This window comes from Marinobacter sp. UBA2498, from assembly GCF_002341575.1.
Lineage (GTDB): Bacteria > Pseudomonadota > Gammaproteobacteria > Pseudomonadales > Oleiphilaceae > Marinobacter > Marinobacter manganoxydans.
The window spans coordinates 1-324 of the sequence record NZ_DDOI01000111.1 but is presented as its reverse complement, the minus strand read 5'-3'; the positions used below and the strand labels follow the sequence as shown (position 1 = coordinate 324).

General features: G+C 58.0%; 1 protein-coding gene. It reads left to right on the top strand.

Annotation, left to right across the window (positions count from 1 at the left end):
* Positions 1 to 324, top strand: a 324-nt coding sequence (locus B2W52_RS15455; protein ID WP_286803699.1) for an MBL fold metallo-hydrolase, incomplete at both ends; no start/stop codon positions are given.

Genomic DNA, 324 nt, shown 5'->3' with positions numbered 1-324 from the left:
CGAGAAAATTCTGCTTACCCATGCCCACATTGACCATGCCGGCGGAACTGCGGAGCTGTCCAAAGAGCTGGGTATTCCCATTGAGGGGCCGCAGAAGGAAGACAATTTCTGGATTGTTGGCCTGCCCCAGCAGGCGCAGATGTTCGGGTTTCCGGCCCCGGAAGTTTTCACCCCGGATCGCTGGCTGGAAGATGGGCAGCAGGTCACCGTGGGTAACCAGACCCTGGAAGTCCTTCACTGTCCCGGCCACACACCGGGGCATGTGGTTTTTTATCATAAGGAATCCGGTCTGGCGCTTGTGGGTGACGTGCTGTTCCATGGCTC